General features: G+C 38.7%; 20 protein-coding genes. 16 read left to right on the forward strand and 4 right to left on the reverse strand.

Translation table 11 applies throughout. From position 1 onward, the window contains the following. Positions 1-11: 11 nt before the first annotated feature. On the reverse strand, positions 12-3,311 hold the full coding sequence (locus tag G4Y78_RS01765; protein WP_178124447.1) for a BRCT domain-containing protein: 3,300 nt from the start codon (positions 3,309-3,311) through the stop codon (positions 12-14). A gap of 1,309 nt (positions 3,312-4,620) precedes the next feature. Here G4Y78_RS01765 and G4Y78_RS01770 point away from each other — a divergent pair. The 6 genes from G4Y78_RS01770 to G4Y78_RS01795 all read left to right on the forward strand — a co-directional run bounded on the left by G4Y78_RS01770 (position 4,621) and on the right by G4Y78_RS01795 (position 8,436). Next, positions 4,621-4,998, forward strand: a complete 378-nt coding sequence (locus tag G4Y78_RS01770; protein ID WP_163831078.1) for a hypothetical protein — start codon at positions 4,621-4,623, stop codon at positions 4,996-4,998. 65 nt (positions 4,999-5,063) lie between these two features. Further along, complete coding sequence (locus tag G4Y78_RS01775; RefSeq protein WP_163831080.1) at positions 5,064-5,789, forward strand: ATP-grasp domain-containing protein; 726 nt, start codon at positions 5,064-5,066, stop codon at positions 5,787-5,789. A 34-nt stretch (positions 5,790-5,823) separates the two neighbouring features. Beyond that, positions 5,824-6,138, forward strand: coding sequence for an NAD-glutamate dehydrogenase (locus G4Y78_RS01780; protein ID WP_163831083.1), 315 nt, complete (start codon positions 5,824-5,826; stop codon positions 6,136-6,138). Continuing rightward, positions 6,138-6,428, forward strand: a complete 291-nt coding sequence (locus G4Y78_RS01785; protein ID WP_163831086.1) for a YciI family protein — start codon at positions 6,138-6,140, stop codon at positions 6,426-6,428. Before G4Y78_RS01780 ends, G4Y78_RS01785 begins: the two co-directional genes overlap by 1 nt. 110 nt (positions 6,429-6,538) lie before the next feature. Then, positions 6,539-6,934, forward strand: coding sequence for a hypothetical protein (locus G4Y78_RS01790; RefSeq protein WP_163831088.1), 396 nt, complete (start codon positions 6,539-6,541; stop codon positions 6,932-6,934). A 146-nt stretch (positions 6,935-7,080) separates the two neighbouring features. Continuing rightward, on the forward strand, positions 7,081-8,436 hold the full coding sequence (locus G4Y78_RS01795; RefSeq protein WP_163831090.1) for a phenylacetate--CoA ligase family protein: 1,356 nt from the start codon (positions 7,081-7,083) through the stop codon (positions 8,434-8,436). A gap of 49 nt (positions 8,437-8,485) precedes the next feature. Here G4Y78_RS01795 and G4Y78_RS01800 read toward each other — a convergent pair whose 3' ends face one another. Further along, positions 8,486-9,421 carry an IS1595 family transposase gene (locus G4Y78_RS01800; RefSeq protein ID WP_163830705.1) on the reverse strand — a complete coding sequence of 312 codons (936 nt, stop codon included), beginning with the start codon at positions 9,419-9,421 and terminating at the stop codon, positions 8,486-8,488. Between the two features lie 108 nt (positions 9,422-9,529). Here G4Y78_RS01800 and G4Y78_RS01805 point away from each other — a divergent pair, with 108 nt between their 5' ends. From G4Y78_RS01805 to G4Y78_RS01825, 5 genes are all read left to right on the forward strand, one after another. Next, the gene (locus G4Y78_RS01805) at positions 9,530-9,778 is read left to right on the forward strand and encodes a hypothetical protein (protein ID WP_163831092.1); all 249 of its coding nucleotides are present in this window, start codon (positions 9,530-9,532) and stop codon (positions 9,776-9,778) included. Positions 9,779-9,933: 155 nt separating this feature from the next. Continuing rightward, positions 9,934-10,497 carry a cysteine hydrolase family protein gene (locus G4Y78_RS01810; RefSeq protein ID WP_163831093.1) on the forward strand — a complete coding sequence of 188 codons (564 nt, stop codon included), beginning with the start codon at positions 9,934-9,936 and terminating at the stop codon, positions 10,495-10,497. Between the two features lie 15 nt (positions 10,498-10,512). Further along, on the forward strand, positions 10,513-10,956 hold the full coding sequence (locus G4Y78_RS01815) for a hypothetical protein (RefSeq protein WP_163831095.1): 444 nt from the start codon (positions 10,513-10,515) through the stop codon (positions 10,954-10,956). A 62-nt stretch (positions 10,957-11,018) separates the two neighbouring features. After that, entirely contained in the window at positions 11,019-12,164 is a 1,146-nt protein-coding gene (locus tag G4Y78_RS01820) for an IS4 family transposase (RefSeq protein WP_163830996.1), read from the forward strand. Between the two features lie 259 nt (positions 12,165-12,423). Continuing rightward, entirely contained in the window at positions 12,424-13,224 is an 801-nt protein-coding gene (locus tag G4Y78_RS01825; protein WP_163831097.1) for a hypothetical protein, read from the forward strand. A 79-nt stretch (positions 13,225-13,303) separates the two neighbouring features. Here the strand turns inward: G4Y78_RS01825 and G4Y78_RS01830 are convergent, their stop codons facing one another. Together G4Y78_RS01830 and G4Y78_RS01835 are read right to left on the reverse strand one after the other, a co-directional pair. Further along, positions 13,304-13,915 (reverse strand): PH domain-containing protein, encoded by a 612-nt coding sequence (locus G4Y78_RS01830; protein ID WP_163831099.1) that lies wholly within the window; start codon positions 13,913-13,915, stop codon positions 13,304-13,306. A gap of 561 nt (positions 13,916-14,476) precedes the next feature. Continuing rightward, on the reverse strand, positions 14,477-14,731 hold the full coding sequence (locus tag G4Y78_RS01835; RefSeq protein WP_163831101.1) for a hypothetical protein: 255 nt from the start codon (positions 14,729-14,731) through the stop codon (positions 14,477-14,479). A 165-nt stretch (positions 14,732-14,896) separates the two neighbouring features. Between G4Y78_RS01835 and rimJ the strand changes: the two genes are divergently transcribed. The 5 genes from rimJ (at position 14,897) to G4Y78_RS01860 (ending at position 19,131) form a co-directional block, all read left to right on the forward strand. Next, the gene (rimJ, locus tag G4Y78_RS01840) at positions 14,897-15,451 is read left to right on the forward strand and encodes a ribosomal protein S5-alanine N-acetyltransferase (RefSeq protein WP_163831103.1); all 555 of its coding nucleotides are present in this window, start codon (positions 14,897-14,899) and stop codon (positions 15,449-15,451) included. 59 nt (positions 15,452-15,510) lie between these two features. Further along, the gene (locus G4Y78_RS01845) at positions 15,511-16,077 is read left to right on the forward strand and encodes a DUF4124 domain-containing protein (RefSeq protein ID WP_163831105.1); all 567 of its coding nucleotides are present in this window, start codon (positions 15,511-15,513) and stop codon (positions 16,075-16,077) included. Positions 16,078-16,166: 89 nt separating this feature from the next. Beyond that, positions 16,167-17,108: an SPFH domain-containing protein gene (locus G4Y78_RS01850; protein ID WP_163831107.1), complete on the forward strand. Its 942-nt coding sequence runs from the start codon at positions 16,167-16,169 to the stop codon at positions 17,106-17,108. Between the two features lie 158 nt (positions 17,109-17,266). Then, positions 17,267-17,908 carry an SPOR domain-containing protein gene (locus G4Y78_RS01855; protein ID WP_163831109.1) on the forward strand — a complete coding sequence of 214 codons (642 nt, stop codon included), beginning with the start codon at positions 17,267-17,269 and terminating at the stop codon, positions 17,906-17,908. Between the two features lie 95 nt (positions 17,909-18,003). Next, entirely contained in the window at positions 18,004-19,131 is a 1,128-nt protein-coding gene (locus tag G4Y78_RS01860; RefSeq protein ID WP_163831111.1) for an NAD(P)/FAD-dependent oxidoreductase, read from the forward strand. Positions 19,132-19,247 lie beyond the last annotated feature (116 nt).

Here is a 19,247-nt window from a genome sequence, read left to right on the forward strand (position 1 = left end):
GGTATTCCCCTTTAAGCATTGGCCAATTGGCCGCCCTTTAATAATTCGCGACTCTGACTGGTTTGTGCTGACAGTTCAGGATGTTTGGTAATAATGCGAGTAACTGCCACTAAGCTGGCAGCATGCTCACTTTTGCCGCGAGAACCTTTAAATTCCTGCAATAAAGGCAGAACGTAGCGAGCAAATTCGACATCAGCCACGGCAATATCCCGTAGAGTTTCAATTAAGTTCAACTTAGCTTTGCGAGTGGGGAGTGGCTTTAATTTATTAATAACTTCTCCCTTAGCTTTTTGATTTGCTGTTTTTGATCCTTTGTTTGAAGCACCATTTTTGGCTAATCGGCCTGGGGCAATTTCAAATAAAATTCGGCGCAAGAATTGTTCTAAGCTGTCATGACTGGCTGGTAATGCAGTTGGTTTAGTAGGTGCACCATCACCTAAATTTTGTTGAGCCGCTTCTGCTTGCTGTTTGGCCTTTGCCCCAAGCGTAGCAACAGACGACAGTTGTGGCTTCCAGCCAGGGGTAATGCCTCGGTCACGATACCAATGCCAGAAACGTTGAATCACAAAACCGCGCACAGCTCGATCAGGGCTTTCGGTAAGCCGGAATAATTCTTGAGGCAGTTGTAAACGGGGATGTTTTCCAATTAACACCATACCCAACTCCCGTGCGGATTTATCTGCCGATTCGCAAAAGCTATAGACGGCTTCTGGAGTGAGTATATCTGGGTCGATGCGATAACGTTTATGTTCTTGGTTGTTATCAGCAGTTAAGGCTTTGGTTATAAAATTCCGTACTGATTTATAATTGGATTCGCTTAACGTCACAATATGCTCAATAGGCGGCTGCCAGCGAGCAAATTCCCAGTGGGCCAGTTCTAATGCAAAAGCACGGATATTGCCACGGCTGTCATTAAATAGCGGTTTAACACGTTCAAAGCTTAGAAAATCAGCAGGAATTTCTGCGCCTGGGTCTACGGGCCGATCAGTTTCTTGTAAACAAATATCTGGGTGGTGATGGCGAATATACGACAGTGCAAATAAAGTGAGTGGGGCATCTTCTTTGCTTGGGGTGGTGATCATTTCCCACAAACGATGACAACCTGCCTCAATGGCATCGTCAGAAAACTCCCGTTGTTCACCTGACAGCATTTGTAGAAAAGCAGTTTCGGAAATAATTTTTAATTCGGCACCTTCAGTAATTAATGATTCTGCTTTAACTTGCTTGGAACCTTTGCGCCCTTCTCCATAAAGCGGGGAGCCTTCATCGCCAATCACCAGCCAGTTCAGATTTTTCGTTACACCTGAAGCATTGCTACCGCCAGCGACAGTCACTTTATTTGTGGCTTCTTTTCGAGTCATTTTGGCGAGTTTGCCAGTAAATAAAAAACTATCGCCGCCAAAATCCACGTTAATTTCAGTGTCAGTACAGGCGGCTTCTTTTGATGCAGGTTGACCTTCTGTTTCAGGCGCAAAATCAGCTGGTAAAAAGGCCCGGTTCATAACATCTACAGCAAAGTCGTGATAAAGCGGTTCGCTACGTTCAACTAATGTCATCAACCAACTAAAACTTAATTGCTCTGGAGTAAAGTGACGTATATCTGCCAGCCACTCAAAAATGGTTTCGGCCAAATCAGTCGTATAAACTAAATCTTCAGCCCAGGGTTGGTTGTGTTTAATTTCTGCTAGCCAACTGTCTTGTTCCCAACTGGGGTGATAAACGATGGTTTTTAAAAACTCCAATTCCAGTGATTGAGGAGTTAATAACCCTTGGTCTACCCATCTTTCGATATAACGCTGAGTGTCGGGGTTGATGAGCAGTTTTTTGAGAAAATCACTGGCAAGGGTATTAAGATCAAAATCCGTTAATGCTTCACAAGCAAAGCGAATGGTTTTTCGCGCCCGACTTTGTTGATAATCTAATTTTTCTAGTAACTCACAAAAGTAACTCGCCTCCAAGGTTTTATTGGAATGATGTTGAGTAAGGTATTTAACCGCGAAATCAAAACCATTAGAGGCGGGTTTAAGCAAGCGTTGGCTATACCAGGCGGGCGTGAGTTCCCGTTTGGAAAAATACTTAAGTAATGCATCGGTAGCAAATTGACAACCATAATAGGTTTCTAATATCGCTCCCCAGTTTTCCAAACCAATGCCATTGCGTGGTTCGTGGGTCTGAATTAAGTCAAACGCCATCTGCCGAACAGTTTCATTACTGTTATCAATTAATCGGATTAATGCAGTAATTGATAGGTCTCTTGCATGGGTACGCGCATAAGTAGCGGCGTAAATACGGGCATTATCTGAAGGGGAGTTAAACAATGCTAATACGGTGTTGTGTAAGCCTAATTCTTTAAAGGCGGCTTGTTCAAAACGAGGGACATTATCCAATACCCAAATAACAAATTCGTCAATGGTTGCACTTTCGTTTCCTACTAAGCGGCTAATCCATTGTGGCTCAACTTCGCGTAAACTGGCACGAAAATCAGTCTTTAAGGCTGTGGTGGCATAGCGCCGGACTTGTTCTGACTGGGCTTGTTCTAATAAGGCAAATAATGGCCTGGGGGTTAGTCGCCAACTGTCGGCAAAGGCTCGGTATTTAAGTAAGGTACTGGGGCGACCCCGGAAGGTAAAACGGTTGCGATTATATTGGCCATTTTCGTGATAAAAAATATGATTGGCTATCCAGGTACGTGACCAGTTTGCATCATCGGTATAATGGGCTAATACATCACATGCGGTATCAGGGTAGCAGGCAGGTAGACTTTCACCCAGACGGCGTAAGTAACGCCAAGCACGACGGGTTAAGTACACTAGGGTATTACGACTGATTTGAAAATCGCCATCGGCCAATGCTTGATCAAAGCGGGCTGCCAATGCACCGTAAATGAGAGTGTCGTTGTCAGCTTCAGCTTGTTTAAAAATGGCTTTTAATGCCCGCCAGGGTCCATAAGTTAGCTCGATTTTTGGAATAACTGAAAGTAAACACCACCGACTGAATGCATCATTTTTTTCATAAAGGGCAAATAAAATCTGGTGGAGTTTTAAGCATTCAGTTAATGGCACTTCGGCATCAGCTGCTTCTAACGCTTTAATGCGTTCTACCCGTAATGACCATTGTTCTTCTTTTGGTTTTTTGCGAAAAGTACTGGTGGAAATTTCAGCAATAAATGAGTCAAAGCTATCGGCACCTTGGCGGGTAGGCTTTTGCGGTGTTTCGATTTGCTGGGAAAGTTGAACAATGAGTTGTACAAGCTGAGGGTCGCTTACCTGCAATGCTCGATGTAGTTGATCGAGCGTCAATATGAGTGGCACAAATCATCCCCTAGTCATTATTTTTACCCTTCGCGAGAGACTTTTATGGTTTGTTGTCTTCTCTCTTCATCCCATAGCTCATAAGCTCATGGGATTTCATCGTTTGACGGCCTCCCCTAAAAGCCTCTCGCATTGGGTATTGGAAATTTTTAGGAAGAGTTGGGAAAGCGCTCCCTTAAAATTAAGAGAGCCTAACCCCTATTCTGGAAGGGTTTACTACTAAACCTGGAACATTGACGACTCACTGATCCCACCGACGGTAGTACCCCTATTTGTCGTGCGGAACCCCGATCGGCGTGGTTGTTCCAGACCGCAACGACAAATAGGGGTACTACCGTCGAAGTGGGGCTGAAACAGTCGTCATTGTGCTTGAAAGTTGGAGGACTATTCCCCTCGGTTAGCGCAACGCTAACCACAGTGCAGAGCACTCAGCTAAACCTGTACTTCCAGCAATCGCTGACTTACATCATCGATGTGCTTTTTATAACAAAGCGACATTTATGTCGCAACTAAAAAATGAATTATTGATATCAGAAAAATAAACAAGTGATAAACCGTCGTATTTCAAGACCGACAATGGTCGTATTTACAAGTGGTGTATTACTTATTCAGAACAAAATTTATACTGATTGATTTGATGTGAGTGATATAACAGTTTAGATTTGTTGCAAGTAAACTGAACGACATCAAATGTATAGGGATAGAAAGGATGAGAGATATAGATAGGGGCATAGTATAAAAGGTATTCACGGAATAACAGGGTATTCTTCCACTACCTTTGGAGGAGGTCACAAAAAGTCAGGAGCGCAGTAAAGACAAGGCAAAAATCGGCGAAAAAGAGCTAATAAATGAGCATTTTGAGCCGGTTTTTAACGCGGTATTTGCAAGCGCAGTAGTTTTGCGACAGCCTCCTTGAAGGCCTATCCTTGTACCATCAAAGGTTAAAAAGGCATCCATGGTTAGCTTCAGAACACCCTGTTACTTCATATATCTGGCTTATGGTGTTGTTTGTTGGTATTGAATGTGAAGAAATAAAGAGTAAGTGAAAAATAGATGAGGAATAGGAGTATGTGGAGGTATTAGATTGGAGTAGTCCAAGGGCGGTAGCGTGAAGATATGAAACTAAGGCTATTTGTGAAGTAAAAAATGGTAAGGTTTTTTTAAGAATACTAATAGAAGTATGTTTTAAAACTCAAGATTTTTAGGTTTTATGCTTCTTTTTAGAAAAATTATTCAGTTTAGTTAAGTGGTTAAAAATTATTTTTATGTCAAATTAATGTAGAGATAGACTGAGTAAACGATATAAATAATGGGACACTTCATAATCTGGGATGTAATCTCATATGCTTGGACCGAAATTGGCCTTGAAGCAGATGATTACCCTAACTATGCAAGGAAAATTAAAGAACAATATCCTGACTGGGATAGTGTTAATAAAATAATTATTCGGGATGTCTGTGGTTCTTTTGCAGTTGATTCCTTTCTGATCATTCCATGTATGTTTTGGATGATTATGCCTGATTGGGGGTATAATGAGGAATATCTAAGAAAACGTATGGAAAAATGGTATGCGAAACCTGTTTGGAAGCATTACCTTAACCCTATTAGAATACTTGGGTATCCGATAGCACGGTCATTATCTTCGGATGTTAGAAAACAGTTGAAAAAGGCATATGACACTATCTAATCAAGGTAATCTAAGTGTATATTCTATTCCCCAGTGACTACTTCAGTCCTTCTAAGCCCGATGAAATGTATCAAGCTCAGGCTGAAGCTTTTGATAATGAAGGTATTCAGTGTTCAACGATTAATTTAGACCAATTAAGCCCATCCTCAAGAATAACGCCAGCAGTATCTAATGATGTTATCTATCGTGGCTGGATGTTAAATGAACAAGAGTATCAAAACTTGTGGGCATCAGTTATAAATAGTGGAGGAAAGCTAGTTACAGATACTGACTCTTATTTAGCTTTACACTATCTACCTAATTGGTATGAACTAATTTCTGACTTAACGCCAGAGACTATTATTTTGCCTAAAGATTGTAATCTTGAGCTAGAATTGAAGAATATTGGTTGGGAAAGTTACTTTATTAAAGATTATGTGAAGTCACTTAAAACATCTATTGGTTCAATAATCACTGAGCCAGCACAGGCTGTAACAGTTATTCATGAAATGCAAAAATACCGTGGCAAGATTGAAGGTGGCTTTTGTATTCGAAAAATTGAAAACTTTTTACCAGATACCGAAGTAAGGTATTTTGTTCTTGATAGTAAAGCCTTTGCACCAGAAGCTAATAAGCCTATACCTGAAATAGTGATAGAATGTGCAAGCCGAATAACATCACGATTCTTTTCTATTGACCTAATTAAAACTAAAGAGGGTAAAGAAAGAATCGTTGAAGTAGGTGATGGTCAGGTTTCTGATATAGTTGGATGGGAGCCAGGTCGTTTTGCTCAAATTTTCATTGATGATTAAATAATCATCTAGACAATATAAATAGATAAGTATTATGAGTTTTGATATTGAGCCAACTGGATATGAAAAAACTGCCATTTCTGATCTTCAAGGTGCTTGGATTAATTTAAGAGAAGCAGTAGTAGAAAACTTTGGTTTTCTTAACTCAGACAAATTATTATTTCATATTGATGAAGGGATGAGCTGGGAGTCTGTTAGAAACCTTGAAAAGATGAAGTCAACATTGTTATTGATCCACAACATTACAATGCAATCAGAAACTCCAGAAGAAGTTATTGAATGGATTGAAGATGTTAGATTAAATCTGGAAGAAGCTTTCAAAGCAATTATAGAGGGTAAAGCTGAATAATGTTCATTGTATCTTTAACCTACAAAGTTGATTTAGCAGAAGTTGATAAACACCTTGATGCTCATATTGAATATATTAAAAAGTATTACGAAAATGGTTATTTTATTGCATCTGGAAGAAAGAAACCTCGTAGCGGCGGTGTTATTCTTATAAAGAGTGTTGAGCGTGAGATTGTTGATGCCATTGTTAAAGAAGATCCTTTTTATCAGGCTGATGTTGCAAACTTTGAGGTTATCGAGTTTGAGCCATCAATGACAGCTAAAGGATTTGAAGCTTTGCTTTCATTATAAATTTTATACAGCTTGCCTGTAAACTTCCTGTGATTTAAATTGTTCTAACCTTTTAAGCTCATAAAAGGTTAAATGTTAAACAATTTATCAGTCAGGGAGACATAGTAGATATGTTAATAAATAAATTTAGCGCTGTATTAAATAGAACCGTATTAAAAGCAACTACTTGCTTATTTGCTTTGTTTCTTGCTTCTGCAACGACAGCAATGGAAGAGGTTGATAATGAGCTTACTAACCAATATAAACCAGCCATTGAAACTTTACATGGGCTACAAGTGACTGAGAAGGCTGTTACTATTGTTGTAACTAGTACGGGCTGCACCCAAAAGGATGACTTTATTGTGGTGTTAGATAAATCAATGCCACCAGAAGCAACGTTTATACGGTTAATGCCTGATTACTGTCGTGCAGCCTCACGAAATATACCTATTCAATTCTCATTGAAAGAAGTGGGTGCTGCAGAGTTTACAGTGGGTAATAGAGTTAAACCTGGAAATGCATTCTAAGGCTACTTAGTATTTATCAAGTCATAGTATATATTTTGTTTAAAGGATGCATTGAACTAAAGAACTCAAATATACCTATCAGTTGCTTTTTAAGGGCTGATAGATACTTGACTATTAATATTGATATATAAAAGGAATTTTCTGTTATGAATAATAAGTTTATTCATACATACTTTGGGTTAACGGCTAGAGATATTCCTGGACTGCAGTTAGCTAAGTTAAAAAATATAGTAGAATTTCACTATAGCAATAACATTACTTATCGTAAGCTATTAGATGATAGTGGCATACACCCCTCTCAACTCACATCACTTGAGCAGCTTAGTTTACTTCCTATTATTGATTCTAAACAATTAAGTCAAGATAAATTTCCTGGCTTTTGTTCGTTATCTTTAAATGATGTTGCAACTTATTTAGAAACCTCTGGATCCACTGGTAAGCCAAAATTAATTCCGGTAGCTGAAAAGGAGATTCCTCATATTTATGGCCATGTTGCTCAGATGTTAAGTATTGCTGGTATAGGTTCTCCTTATACTAATAATGGTAGAGGTAATCGACCAATATATTGTTTATTCCCTACAGGGCCGTGGCCATCTAGCTTTTTTATCCAAAATGGTAGTGAACAGCTGGCACCAACGGTGAGGGCTGATGTGCGGATGCCAATGCACTGGCATAAAGAAAAGTTACAGATTTTAAAACCAGCTGATATAATTACTTATCCCTCTTTTCTATCTTATTTCTATGATCAATTAAAAGAAGAACTGGATTTTGCTGACTTAGATCTTAAGCGAATAGTTATTGGTGGTGAACCTTTTACAGAAGCTTTCCGCACAAAAATGGAGGCAGCATTTCATACCAAAATTTACGATATTTATGGTTGTGGAGAGATTGCAATAGGCTCAATTGAGTGTTCATATAGTCGAACGACAGGGTATACCCATTGGTGTGCTCCTGAACTGTTGTTAGAAGTAGTTGATCCTGAGACCATGCAGCCAGTGGATGATGGTGAAGTTGGTATAATGGTAGTGACAAATCTATGGCGTAAGAGCACTCCAATTATACGGTATGTGATGGGGGATATTATACAAAAAACAAGCAAGCAATGTGAATGTGGAAGTAGTTTACCCCTGGTGAGTAGAATTAAAGGTCGTCAAGATGATGCTTTTTGTTATGGAGCTGCCAATCTTTATCCTGACCAAATAAACAAAGCGGTGACTAGTGCTGGCTATAGCGATAAGTTTGTACTAGAAATTATGGATACCGCTGATGAAATGGCATCTGAGCTAGTTATGAATTTGGAATATGACGGCCCAGAGCAACAAGATAGTATTGCCAACAAAATTAATGACCAGCTTGCATCGCTGTCAATGGAATATAAAACAATAGTCAGGTTAGAAAAATTTCGCCCCCCTATGCGTATTCAATGTGTCAAGCCAGGAACACTCTTTTCTCAAAGTATGACTAAACTAAAGCGGTTTAAACGAATAACTGTTGATAGATAATACAAAGCAAGTTGAATAATGTGTTAAAATTACCTAATTATCATCATACCTAAGCTATATTTAGTAGCTTACCTGGTAGTGGAGGTGTTCTCAGTGCTACAAATGCTAGCCTAGGAATAAATTCTACTAAGCTAAATCTTCGATTAAATCGATACTGAAATTCAGCAAGATAACGTTGTGCATATTTAGCGCGAATAGCATGATAAGTGCTACGTAAAGCACTTTTTAAGTTTCCAAGGATGGTGTTAACCCAATAAAATTCAGGTTCCTCTACTGATGCACGACCACCACCGCATACAATTTTATCATGAAGACAACCTGCTTCTATGACACCATTAAAACAGGCCAGTCCATCGGAGATTACGGTACTGCCCTTGGCCAAATTCTGCCTACTCCAAGCCGTTATCTCTTCTTTATTAAACCCTTTTAAAATGCTCAGTTTAATTCGTGTCGGTTGACCTTGTTTTGTTGTTTCTACGGCTGCTACAAAAGGTATTTTCCCATCTGCTCCCCTACCTCTTTTGCAACCTGTACGCTCGCCACCAAGATAGGCATCATCAATTTCAATAAAACCCGACAATTGCTTGGTGCCTTCTCTTTCTTGCATCACTTTCATGAGCTTATGTTTCATTCTCCAGGCAGCTTGATAGGAAATACCTAAATGGCGATGTAATTCTATGGCTGATATACCTTTTTTGTCTTGGGAGATCAAATACATCCCTTGGAACCAAGTCTTTAATGGTAATTTGGTTGATTCAAAGATAGTACCTGCAGTTACAGATGTTTGCTGGTGACATTTATAGCACTGCTGAAGCTTTCTAGTAGTGAGTTGACAGCATTTGTCGTATCCACAATTGGGGCACTGAAAACCTTCTGGCCATCGCAATTTGTATAAGGTATTAAAGCATTGTTCTTCTGTACCATATTGTTTGAGAAACTCGTTTAAACTCAGGCCTTTTTGAAATTGAACTTTGTTGATAGCCATTATTTATACCTTCTCAATTAAGTTTCCATGCTGTTCAAATATACAGCAGTTAATGGCTTAGGTATAGTGATAATTAGGTAAAATTATTACATTTTGAGTAATATTAATATGTATACCTTTGCCCCTGAAGGCATGCAATATATTATTAGAACTATCGGTATTAGTGGTAGAGTAAAAGATGTTCTTAATTTTGTACAAGATGAATTTGTGGATTCTCTTCAAACTGCTAAACAGAGAATTAAGCGTGGTGGTATTTTAGTAGCAGTATATTCTGAAGAAGAAGCTATAAATCATGTAGCATTTTATGCTAAGCATGGAATAAAATCGACATATAATCTGGAAGCAGAACTCTGGTAAAATATCGAGTGATGTAAATGTACCAGAACCTGGTAATGGGCGTGGTACCTCAACAATCGTTTATCATAATGGATCTAGGCAACTAATCGCTGAGCATTTAGGACCGAATGCACAATAACTTTGAGTACTGAAAAATAATTTTTGCTGAGGAAAAAATGAAGTCTGCATTGTTAGTCATTGATGTACAACGTGTTTTATTTGAAAGTAATCCACCACCATTTGCTGTGGACAGTGTTATTAGTAATATTAACTTATTGGCTGAGCAGGCGAGAAGTTTAGGTGTTCCGGTTATTTTTATTCAGCATGAGCAAGAGGATAGCATCATTACTTATGGTTCTGAGGGATGGCAACTCCAGTCAGATTTAGTTGTGCATGATACAGACGTACTTGTCAGAAAGACAACACCTGATTCGTTTTTAAGAACTGAGCTTGATAGTATTTTGAAAAGTTATTCTATTACTGATTTAGTCATTTGTGGTTATGCGACGGAATTCTGTGTGGATACCACTGTTAGGAGAGCTGCCGCATTAGGCTACTCTATACAATTAGTGGCGGATGCTCATACCACCCATGATAAAGAACATGCAACAGCTGAAAAAATTCGTCTACATCATAATAAAACACTTTCAAATATTAAGAGTTTTGGTGTATCTATTGCTTCTATAAAAACTGATAACATCAAGTACAATATTATCAAATGTTGTACTTTAAAATCTTAAAAACTGATCGATATTATGGATATTAGAAAAGAATTAGCTGCCTGGGATGGAAAGTCTAAAGCTATTATTTCAATAATTTATGACACGCACTACATTGAGATAGACTTTGCTGACTCTATTATTGAATTAATTAACTACCCTGACTTCCAAAAGGGCGCTACTTGGTTACTGAAAGCCTATTTAGAAGAGGGACATTGCTTGCAGAAAAAGCAAATAAAGTGTATTTATGGTTACTTAAAAAAATTAGCCAACTGGGAGTCCAAACTGCATATACTCCAATCACTTCCTTTTATGCCTATTGCTAAAGTAGAGTGTAAGAAAGTAGAACAGTTTTTAAGAGAAACACTTACTGATAAGAATAAATTTATACGTGCATGGGGATATAATGGCTTTTATATCTTAGCTAAACAGTATCCAGTATCACTGCTGTCCCATAAGATTGAAACAAAAAAGGCTTAAGTCCCCATAAGTTGTTACAATGAGAGTGCAACCAAACACTGCAAAACCAGAGGATTTAAGCCTTGGCTCATCGTAACACAATCTTGCACCAAATACTTCAGTTGCTTTCTAGACATGAGTTTGAATCACTAGCCAATCAGCATCATACGGGTCAACGGCTACGTAAAATGACTCGGTGGGGGCAGTTTGTTGCGCTATTATTTGGTCAACTCTCAGGTCGCAATAGTTTGCGTGACATCATTGATCACCTATCGATTCAGCAGCATAAACGCTATCACCATGGTATTGGAAATATCACCAGAAGTAGTTTGGCCCGTGTCAATGAACAGCAACCCGCTACGCTTTATGAAGCCTTGTTTTATAAGCTATTAAATAAATGTCATCATCATCGGCCAGGGCATAAGTTTCGTTTTAAAAATCCATTGTATTCTCTTGATGCATCAGTGATCGACTTGTGTTTATCCATGTTTCCTTGGGCAGATTTTCGAAAAAGTAAAGGTGCTATCAAGTTACATGTTGGGTTTGATCATAATGGCTACTTGCCTGCATTTATGAGTATTACTGAAGGGAAATGTCATGAAATACAGATAGCACGCAGCCTTGATCTCCCCAAGGGGAGTATTCTTGCTGTAGACCGTGGCTACACTGATTATCGCTGGTTTAATACTTTAAATGAGCAAGGAATCTTCTTTGTAACCCGACTAAAAAAGCAAGCCAAATACCGTGTACTAAAGCGCCAGCCTACCGACAATAGCAGTACAGTCACTTCTGATCAGCACATTCAGTTGACTAGCCAACAAGGGGCTGTTTATAAAGGTCATTTACGTCGTATCGGTTTTAAATGCCCAGAGACTGGCAACCAATATTACTTTTTAACTAATAATAGTAAGCTCGCAGCCAGCACCATTGCAGCTATTTACAAAGAACGCTGGAAAATAGAGCTATTTTTTAAGTGGATAAAGCAAAACCTAAAGATAAAATCGTTTGTCGGTACCTCTAAAAATGCCGTGTTAACCCAGATATGGGTAGCCATGTGTGCTTATTTGCTCGTCGCTTATCTAAAATTTTCTCATGGAATAACACTATCGATCACTCAAATAGCTCGACTCATGCAACTCACTTTGTTTGAGCGTAGAGAGCTTAAAGCATTATTTACACCCTCACCACCGAATAATACAGATGATCATAAGCAAATGAGGATGCTGTAAATGTGGGACAGCAGTGATCCAGTATATATGGCTGAAGTTAAGCAGCTTTTTGAAATGGCAATGAAGGATGAGGCTGCATCAGTCAAAGCTAGAGTTAGAAGTATTATGAAAAAAGAGGTTTAAAAAATTCTGATTTAGTAAAGGGTCCGCTTCCAGTGGAACGTTAATTGGCTATTAGTTTATATGCTAATCTAACTAGCTGTAGATAATGCATGGTATATTGTTGATAGTCTAAAGTATATGTATATATTTCAAAATTATGAAAAACTTATGTAGATTACAACATATTTCTTATAAGGTTATAGTTACTATTACCATCGTTTTATTAGCCAGTTGTAGCTTACAATCTTTTTTCATTCGTAACTTACCTTCACTGTTTGCTGACCGCATTGCTGATACTTTATCGTTGAATGCTTCGCAGGAAGAAGCTTTATCGCAAGATATTGAGAAAATGTTAACACGTGAGAAACATCGTGTTGTGAAACTGAAAACTTATTTAAATGAAATTAAGGTTAAGGAGTTTGAGGCTGGTCAGGTACATCAGTTTATAGCGGAGAATTACCTTGAGCTAGCTAAGCAAGTCAATGTGTTGCTAGCTAAGTATATGCTTTTACTTGATGAAAGTCAGAAATTAGAGATGTATGCTAATTTTGCTGAAGAAAATAATGAAATTAAAGAAAGAATCGAAGACTACGATATTGATAATGTGTATGATAAGTTTACTTTTTTTGTTGGCTCATTGACTGATGAGCAAAAGTTGATGATCAATAATAAGGTGACTACTTTCAAGGGACTGCTTGAAGAGCGTTTAACTAGACGCATACAAACCCAGAGTGCATTAATGAAGATTCTCAATAATACTGAAACAGATAAGCAAACCAGCATCATCGAATTGCTTAATCAGAAAATTAGTTTCTATCCACCCAATAAAAGTAGGACTCTGGTCATTTTATTAATTAATAATTTTATGGAGACTATAAATAATAAACAAATGAATTCTATAGAAAAGCGGCGTAAGAAAATAACGGATTGGCTTAATGCTTATTTAGCGTACTACTAAAATTATATTTCCTTGCTTTAGCAGGAACTTTCTTGAGAAAGCTCCTGGAGTATTTGACTGAAATAATTAAAAGGGTAAGTTAATTGTTTATGTATTTCTCAAAAATATCACTGAAATCTTTTCTACAGTAGGCATCTCGTGCAAGGTGTAGCCAGTCGAAGGCATGTTGATTGATTTCCTTAAACTGGGTCTCAAGTGTGGTGGAGCTGGTAGAGCGATGCACAGTATTTGAAGCAAGCTCTACACTTCGTTCAGCAAACCGGTAGTAATGGCTGTTATCTCGTTGTATAGAACTAATGGTATACAGTGCTTTATATAAATCTTTTAGATGCTCGATTTGATTTTTTTTAACATCAATTGAGTAAGCAGTTTTACCCATCTGAAATTTGATTTCGGCATCTAAATCAACGGTACCTGCTGTTTCCAACATAACATCACTGATCATATGTTCATGGTAACTATAACGCTTCAGTAATCGCTTTTTACTAATTGCAGTGGTGCCATCTAAGTGAATAAGTGCTACATTGGTAAAGCAATATTCATCTGTTTTTGATTTGATTAAAAAGAATATCTTTTCATTGTCCTCATGCATGACATAATCGTCAGCGTCAACTTTATCGTAATCCTTAGGGTCAATAATTTCACCGATATCACTGAACCCTAATGCATCAGAAGCAATACGTTTAAACATAAATAGCAACCTATTGAAATTTTAACTTACAGATACCCACTTACTTTAATTCAAATATTTGGTTGTCGGTATCAATAATGAATCTTTTTTACATTATATTGATCAATATAACAAAAGCTAACACTACAGCAACGACTTCCTTTGTAATATAAAAGGGCGCCTCCAGTCATAGTCTGATGAATTTGTGTATTTAATAATCATTTGTTCTTTTTTTGATCGGCAAATAATTTATGATGAATATAGTGTAGGGAGTAGTTGGTCTTAGGGGTTAAAGAATTGATGTAAATTCAGTCGTTTTAATCTAATAATTAAACACTATACCTATTATGATTCATTTTTAGATGTAAAAAATATACTCACAGTGTAGGGACTTTAGGTGAGGCCCCCGAGCGAGGAAGCCTCAGGAGTTTAGATAGGCTAAATGACTGAGGTAGAGGCAGTTTATTGCTCCTGCATTGCTCTAATTAGTGGTATCCATACCACCATGCATAAACTGCATTCACACCATCCATGGTGCTTAGCGATGGTAACGAAGCCTAATAATCATTCGCGAAGAGTATATTACCATTTTTCCATTACGGCGGTTAAATCCTGTTCATGACATTGCTCTGGGGAGCGGTGATGTGCGCCTGCTTTTTTAAGGGTGGTTTCTGCTTTTTCAATTAATAACCCAGCAAATACTTGTATATCTTCTAGCAAGCTAATGGCTTCTTGATTATCAGGATTTTCAAGTAGTTGTTGTTCTAATAAGCTAAACAGATGGTTAACTTGCCGAGTTGCAGTAGTGATTTGATATTTGAGAGGAGTGATAGGCATGTCCAAACTCCTTGGTTTGCACTTTCATATTAAGTTTAGTTGTTTTCATTTAACAGGACCATTGTTAATGGGACGACTGGGTCTGTTAATAAACATCAGTTGTATTGTTATAGCAAAAATGTTACTTAAATAACGATATTTTGTATATGTAAGAGAGTAAGTAGTATGGATGCGATACCAACAATGAATATATCCCGTGGTGTTATCACCGTCTTAACACCTGATCATGCTGAGCTCATTTATCAATATTATCTATCTAACCAAGATCATTTTGCCCCATGGGAGCCCAAGCGGGATAAGGATTTTTATTCATTAGCCGGTTGGCGGGAAAGAATAACTAATTCGTTTAATTTATTTCAACAAGAGATGATGCTTCCTTTGGTTGTATTAGATCAACAGGAGCATGAAATGATTGCTAGCTGTAATTTTTCTAATATTGTGCTCGGTGCCTTTCAAGCTTGTCATCTTGGGTACTCTGTTGATCTTCGTTATCAAGGTACGGGGTTGATGCTGGAAACATTGCAACATGCTATTCATTATGTATTTGAGCACCTCGATATGCATCGGATAATGGCCAACTATTTACCTCATAATGTGCGTAGTGAGGCATTATTGAAAAAGTTGGGATTTCAGCAAGAGGGTTATGCAAAGTCTTACTTGAAAATCAATGGACAATGGCAGGATCATATTTTAACGGCATTGGTTAACCCAAACCATTAACGCTATATTTTACTGTGAATTAAGATAAGCTGCACACTCTAGCGTTATAGGGGTTTATTATGAAGTACTGTTATAACTTTACCCTTTTTATTCTGTTACTTATGTCTATGGGTAGTGTCAGTGCAGCAGTTTACCAATGCAAAGTGAACGGAAAGCTATTTTTTCAGGATAAACCTTGTATAAAAGGAGAAGGAAAGCGGTTACATCTAAAATCTGAGGAAAAAGTGAAGTCACACCATGTGGGCAGTTTTTTGGAAAAAATAACAGAACTAACCCAGCAGAAAGCATTAGATAAACTTATGCAGTTGTATAAATCTGATGCAGATATTTTAATTTATTCTGATCCAACTTGTACTGTTTTACAACGAAAACTTAGGCCTCAACTTACTGATGAACTGAGAGTGGCCTCAGCATTAACAGAGACATTAGAAGTGATCCGAACTGATGTAACAGAAACCCAGGAGGGGGATATGATTCGGGTTAATTTTAAAGAAACTATTATCGCTAAAAGGCTCGGGGCCAAAGTGCAAATTGAAAGCTTTAAACGACTGCTGCTAGATGCTTCCACACCTTCCCTTCTTATTGCAAAAGATGAGACCTGTATTGTTGGTGAAAAACCATTGTAATAAGGCTGCTTTTAACTCTTTAACTTCAAATCATCGGCTACTCTACTTTTAAATGAAAGGAGTTTGTCCCTGTAATCAAGGATAGGTTGATGAGCAAAAAATCGGTAATCACTTTTTTTGGGTTTTATGTTATTAATCAAGATGAGGTAGGTGTTAAGCTTACTCTTGGTAGATATTCAGGTTTAGTCGAGCCGGGTCTTGGATTCTGTATTCCAATATTACAACAAGTGATCACGACAAAGAGTAGTATTCAAACGGTGGACTTACCGAATCAGCAAGTGGTGTTGAATGGAAATATTGCTGTGACCATCTCGGGTACTTTACATTACCGAGTGGTTGATTGTCAGCAAGCATTATTACAAGTTTCAGATTATAACCATAGTATTCGACAATTGGCATTGACGACGATATCTGATGTATTGGGAACTAAAACCATTGAAGAAGTAAGGGGAAATAAATCAGCTATTGCGGAAGAAATTGAACGAGTGATTCGGAAGACTTCCACAAAGTGGGGAATTGCCGATGTCGATATTCGTTTAACTGATGCCAGCATGGACAATAACTTATTACGTGCAATGATGCGTGAGACTGAAGCAAGCAAAGAGGCCAGTGCACAAAAAATTAGAGCAGAGGCTGATCAAGTGACTGCACAGATATTTTCTGATGCAGCTAAAACGCTAGCGTCTTCACCGGGTGCGATGACATTGAGGGTTTTACAGACATTAAGTGATATTAGTAGTGATAAATCAACGGTTGTTGTGCCTATTCCTTATGAACTAACACAGGGAATTATTCCAGTAAATGGGGAAAACAAAGGTGTTACACAACAACCTCCCCCACCTGTGTTAGCAGAGATAGCACTTTCTGGCGATCAACTATTTTGTTTTTGTCCTTCTTGTGATCATAAGTATAAGGTGACAGATGTAGCTAAGGATAGCCGCTACGATAAAGAGCCAAGCATGCCAGGGCAACAGCTGTCTTGCGGTCGTTGTCACTCGATGTTTAGCATCCCAAAGTTAAGAGCTTCTTAAAGAGTACTAGCCCGCTTATTTTTTTAGTAAGCCTTACTTGAGTCGTGTATTTAGATAACAAGTCTGTTAATAAAAATGCAGTAAAAATTCAATTAATAGCTACACTAAAAATACCTCATTAGAAGTTTATACAGAATAAACCTTTAGGTATAAAACAAATGCAATTACGGGCTAAACGGTGGGCAGCAGTTGGTAGCGGGTTAGTGATATGCTGTCTTTCTGGGTGTCAATGGCTACCGTGGAATAATAAAAACCAAGATGAAACAATGTTATATGCAGTTGAGCAGCCTGAGCAGGAACAGACGAAAGGGATGGCGGTTGCTTCCCCTTGGCAATGTAAGTCGGGTGAGTTAGTGGAAAACCAATGGCAGTGCGATGATCTTAATGTGCCGGGCAAGCGAGAAAGTTTAGAAGAAACGGCTAAGAAAGACCGGCTTCGGTTGATGGCATTAAATTTAGCAAATAAAACGGATCATTTAGCAACGGTTGCTCGTTTGAAACAAGTACCACGACATTATGTGACTATTCAGTTGATCGCTGCTCATGAAGTTCAAACTATTAGTAACTTGCAACTGAAATACCCTTTCTTGTACTCCAGTACCCATGTGGTTGTAAAACCGCATGGCCAGCCTTTACACATACTCCTGTATGGTGTGTATGAGAATAGGGAGCAGGCAAAAAAAGAACTAAGCCGTTTGCCGCTGAAGCAAATTCAGTTTCTGAAGCCGTGGGTGAGATCTATGGCCAATCTACAACCATTACTCAGTACTGCACAGGCCAGTTCTTTGGTTGAACAGTAACCGCCAGTAATTGTACTGCTAACCTTTTGGTCTCTGTTTGCGTTACCCTATTCTTCACTGGTTGATTTCTATAGTGGATTGAGTAGTGGGGTATTATGGAGCAAGTGGATTTCACCATTATTGGTGCAGGTGTAGTGGGATTGGCAATTGCTGCGGAAGTAGCACAAACCAATAACACGACAGTCATTGTGGAGCAACATCCTCACTTTGGAGAGGAAATTAGCAGTCGAAATAGTGAAGTGATTCATGCGGGCATTTATTATCCTACCCAGTCATTAAAAGCCCAGCTGTGTGTTCGGGGAAAAAGCTTATTATACGACTATTGCCAGCGTTATCAGATTCCTTTTCAGCAATGTGGCAAATTGATTTTGGCTTGTCAGCCGGAAGAAGAGCAGCAGTTGCAGTGTATTTATATACAAGCAACAGCTAATGGAGTCAATGATTTACAATGGCTGGATCAGTCGGCAGTAGCTACTTTAGAACCGGCGGTTAGTTGTTCTGTCGCTTTATTGTCACCTTCAAGCGGGATTGTCGATAGTCATCAGTTGATGTTAAGGCTACTAACAGAGGCTGAGCAACAACAGGCTATTTCACTCTTCGGCACACGAGTAAACGGGGTTGAACAGGTAGCAGATGGCTTTATTGTACATGTCGCAACAGGCCAAGCAGCGGCAGGGCAAGAAGATTATTCATTTAAAACCCGTTGGCTGGTTAATGCAGCTGGGCTTGGAGCACAACGGGTAGCGAAAGCTATAACGACACTAGTACCCGAAAATATACCACCGCTGCATTACTGCAAAGGGCATTACTTTAGTTTAAAGGGGAAAGCACCATTCAAGCATCTGATCTATCCAACACCTGAAACCAATACGACAGGTTTAGGAATTCATGCGACACTTGATTTATCTGGGCGGGTGAGATTTGGGCCTGATGTTGAGTATGTAGGTGATGTGGATTACGGTGTGCCAGAGACCAGGGCTAAGCTGTTTTATGAAGCAATTAAGCGCTATTACCCAGCGATTAATCAGCAAGACTTAATGCCAGCCTACGCAGGGATTCGTCCAAAACTGCAGGGCCCAGGTGAGCCTGCCAATGATTTTATCATCCAAACTGAGGCAGACCATCAATTACCCGGTCTGGTTAATTTATTTGGTATCGAAAGCCCCGGCCTTACGGCTGCTTTAGCCATTGCAGAAAAAGTGGCTGAGTGGGTAAAACAATAACACGCCTATCCTGTCGTTTATATCAAGACATCCCAGAATAGAGTAAAATAAGCGGATAATGAAGCGCTGATAGTTTTACCCGTTTATATCGCAGCGTGAAAGTAAACGTATAAGGG

This window comes from Spartinivicinus ruber, assembly GCF_011009015.1.
Taxonomy (GTDB): Bacteria; Pseudomonadota; Gammaproteobacteria; order Pseudomonadales; family Zooshikellaceae; genus Spartinivicinus; species Spartinivicinus ruber.

Bases quoted from the DNA above. Each gene is read 5' to 3' on its own strand.
- G4Y78_RS01770 (WP_163831078.1), top strand. From the start codon at position 4,621: ATGGGACACTTCATAATCTGGGATGTAATCTCATATGCTTGGACCGAA.
- G4Y78_RS01775 (WP_163831080.1), top strand. From the start codon at position 5,064: ATGTATCAAGCTCAGGCTGAAGCTTTTGATAATGAAGGTATTCAGTGT.
- G4Y78_RS01780 (WP_163831083.1), top strand. From the start codon at position 5,824: ATGAGTTTTGATATTGAGCCAACTGGATATGAAAAAACTGCCATTTCT.
- G4Y78_RS01785 (WP_163831086.1), top strand. From the start codon at position 6,138: ATGTTCATTGTATCTTTAACCTACAAAGTTGATTTAGCAGAAGTTGAT.
- G4Y78_RS01790 (WP_163831088.1), top strand. From the start codon at position 6,539: ATGTTAATAAATAAATTTAGCGCTGTATTAAATAGAACCGTATTAAAA.
- G4Y78_RS01795 (WP_163831090.1), top strand. From the start codon at position 7,081: ATGAATAATAAGTTTATTCATACATACTTTGGGTTAACGGCTAGAGAT.
- G4Y78_RS01800 (WP_163830705.1), bottom strand. From the start codon at position 9,421: ATGGCTATCAACAAAGTTCAATTTCAAAAAGGCCTGAGTTTAAACGAG.
- G4Y78_RS01805 (WP_163831092.1), top strand. From the start codon at position 9,530: ATGTATACCTTTGCCCCTGAAGGCATGCAATATATTATTAGAACTATC.
- G4Y78_RS01810 (WP_163831093.1), top strand. From the start codon at position 9,934: ATGAAGTCTGCATTGTTAGTCATTGATGTACAACGTGTTTTATTTGAA.
- G4Y78_RS01815 (WP_163831095.1), top strand. From the start codon at position 10,513: ATGGATATTAGAAAAGAATTAGCTGCCTGGGATGGAAAGTCTAAAGCT.
- G4Y78_RS01825 (WP_163831097.1), top strand. From the start codon at position 12,424: ATGAAAAACTTATGTAGATTACAACATATTTCTTATAAGGTTATAGTT.
- G4Y78_RS01830 (WP_163831099.1), bottom strand. From the start codon at position 13,915: ATGTTTAAACGTATTGCTTCTGATGCATTAGGGTTCAGTGATATCGGT.
- G4Y78_RS01835 (WP_163831101.1), bottom strand. From the start codon at position 14,731: ATGCCTATCACTCCTCTCAAATATCAAATCACTACTGCAACTCGGCAA.
- rimJ (WP_163831103.1), top strand. From the start codon at position 14,897: ATGGATGCGATACCAACAATGAATATATCCCGTGGTGTTATCACCGTC.
- G4Y78_RS01845 (WP_163831105.1), top strand. From the start codon at position 15,511: ATGAAGTACTGTTATAACTTTACCCTTTTTATTCTGTTACTTATGTCT.
- G4Y78_RS01850 (WP_163831107.1), top strand. From the start codon at position 16,167: ATGAGCAAAAAATCGGTAATCACTTTTTTTGGGTTTTATGTTATTAAT.
- G4Y78_RS01855 (WP_163831109.1), top strand. From the start codon at position 17,267: ATGCAATTACGGGCTAAACGGTGGGCAGCAGTTGGTAGCGGGTTAGTG.
- G4Y78_RS01860 (WP_163831111.1), top strand. From the start codon at position 18,004: ATGGAGCAAGTGGATTTCACCATTATTGGTGCAGGTGTAGTGGGATTG.